Genomic DNA, 2,400 nt, shown 5'->3' on the forward strand with positions numbered 1-2,400 from the left:
TCTACTGGCGGTCAGCCAGGAAGCGAGCCTCCTCCCATTGAGCAATGGTTATCCGGGGCAGTTTTCTGGATTATCATCGTTTTCACGGTAGTGGCGGTTCTAGAAACCCTCAAGCTAGATACGGTTTCCGGACCCCTGAATAGTTTTCTAGACACCATCCTCGGCTTCCTCCCCAGTGTCTTTGGTGCGGCGATTCTATTGGGCATTGCCTGGTTAATCGGAACTATCGTCAAGATGATAGTAGTCAGGACCCTCAATGCATTGAATCTCGATCAGCGCTTGGGTGAGCAAGTCGGCGATGGTGGTACTAGTCAGTTCTCTCTGGCTCAAACCATTGGCAATGCCCTTTACTACTTAATCTTCTTACTGTTTCTGCCATCGGTCTTAGAGACCCTAGGCTTACAGGGAACTCTCGATCCAGTACTAACTATGCTGGGTGAGATTTGGGGGATTGTGCCCAATATTGGCGCAGCCATAGCAATTGGTGCTATTGGTTGGTTTATTGCTCAACTTGTGCAACGTCTGGTCACTAGTTTCTTGACAGCAGCAGGTACAAATCAGATCGGGGAGCGGTTTGGACTAAGTAGCTCTGGTGGTCGCTCCCTAGCGGGGATTATCGGTACGATTGTCTATGTCCTGATTTTGATTCCCGTTGCTACCGCTGCCCTTAATGCCTTGCAGATCCAGGCCATCTCTGGCCCTTCGATCGCAATGTTAAGCCAGGTTACTAATACCATCCCCAAACTATTTGCTGCGGCTGGTATTCTGGCAGTTTTCTACGTAATCGGACAGTTTGTTAATGATCTGCTCACCAACGTCCTGACAGACCTTGGCTTCAACAATTTATTTAATTGGCTAGGTTTTTCCGCCAGCGCTCCTAGCACCACTGATGAAACAACTGATGAAACAGCAGAATCAGACACACCACAGAACCCACTTACCAGTCGCACCCCTTCTGAGCTAGCGGGACTGCTTGTACTGATTGGTATCATGATCGCTGGTATTGTGGCAGCAACGGATGTGTTACAGATTCCCGCCTTAACTGACATTGTCGGTGGGGTTGGTTTCATTGGTGCTCGGGTGCTGTCCGGGTTAGTAGTCCTTGCTATCGGTCTATTCCTAGCCAATTTTGCTTTCAACTTGATTACTGGCTCCGGCGCTCGCCAATCAAATATCCTGGCACAAGTAGCTAGGATTGCGATTATTGCCTTTTCTTTAGCCCTAGGTCTACAACAAATGGGCATTGCCCCTGATATTGTGAACTTAGCCTTTGGTTTGCTCTTAGGTGCAATCGCGGTTGCGATCGCATTAGCCTTCGGTCTCGGAGGTCGCGATGTTGCTGGTGAGCAAGTTAGAGAATGGCTAGATTCTTTCAAAAAGTAACTCGAAGTTATTCGCGTAGCGTGGCCTAAAGGCCAAGGTTGTTCGCCCTTTTTGAATTAAGAATTAAGAATGTAGAATTCTTAATTCTACATTCTACATTCTACATTCTACATTCTACATTCTTACAAACAACTTTCAACCTTCAACTTTCGATAATCTTGCCCTCAATTCTCCTTTAATGCGATGGAGAATTGAGGTTTCGTCTAAAGAGGAGAGAATTCGTCTAACAACGGCTTTTGGTCCATCTTCTCCCCAGGATGCTCCATTGGCTAAATAGGTTTTGGTAATTTGTCCAATACCATAGCCAGAAACTCCAGCAACACTAGCTTGGGTGATGGCAACGGACATATATGGCGCTAGGGAAACCCCACCAGTGACAGGAGCAGAAATGCCTAAAATACTTTTTAAGCTACTCAGTCCCAAGTTAGCCAAGAGTTCACTAGCACCAATACCTCCCATACTCATAGCGATTTTTTGTAATAATTGAACAGCTCCCTGCTCAGTCATAGCAATACCATAGAGACGGGATAAAGTAAGAATCATTACCACATCAACTACAGTAGCGGTGAGGATATCCACAACAGTAACTGGATTGAGAGCAATCACAAATGCTTTAGTTATCACTGCTTTCCAGATAATTTGATTGGCACTGTCATCCCGAATCTTCATTTTTCGGTTGACCAAGTTTTCATTCAACTCATCCGCGTAAAGCATGGTGTTAAGAGCAACAAGGGATTTACCTTCCCGATGTAAAATCTCCAGAATTTTTAGTTTCAAATCTTCAATCTGGGGTTTCCCTCGGCGGCGCTTGACCTGAATGTTGCCATTAGGCGATCGCACTGCTACAGATACCAAAGGTGAAGCAGCAACCATCACAATTTCTGCTGGTGAAAGCAACTGCTTGACCCGTTCATCCCGAATTTTTCTGTAAATTGCCATGCGATCAGCATCGGGATATTGGTCAATCTTGTTCAACACCAGTAACATCGGTTTCCCACTAGCTCTTAACTGAGATAG

General features: G+C 45.9%; 2 protein-coding genes. One reads left to right on the forward strand and one right to left on the reverse strand.

The genetic code is table 11. From position 1 onward, the window contains the following. Positions 1 to 1,383, forward strand: a 1,383-nt coding sequence (locus tag F6K20_RS34350; protein WP_287297782.1) for a mechanosensitive ion channel, incomplete at its 5' end; no start/stop codon positions are given. A 135-nt stretch (positions 1,384 to 1,518) separates the two neighbouring features. Here the strand turns inward: F6K20_RS34350 and F6K20_RS34355 are convergent. After that, on the reverse strand, positions 1,519 to 2,400 hold an 882-nt coding region (locus F6K20_RS34355), incomplete at its 5' end, for a DUF697 domain-containing protein (RefSeq protein WP_287297784.1).

The organism is Moorena sp. SIO2C4, assembly GCF_010672485.1.
Classification (GTDB): domain Bacteria; phylum Cyanobacteriota; class Cyanobacteriia; order Cyanobacteriales; family Coleofasciculaceae; genus Moorena; species Moorena producens.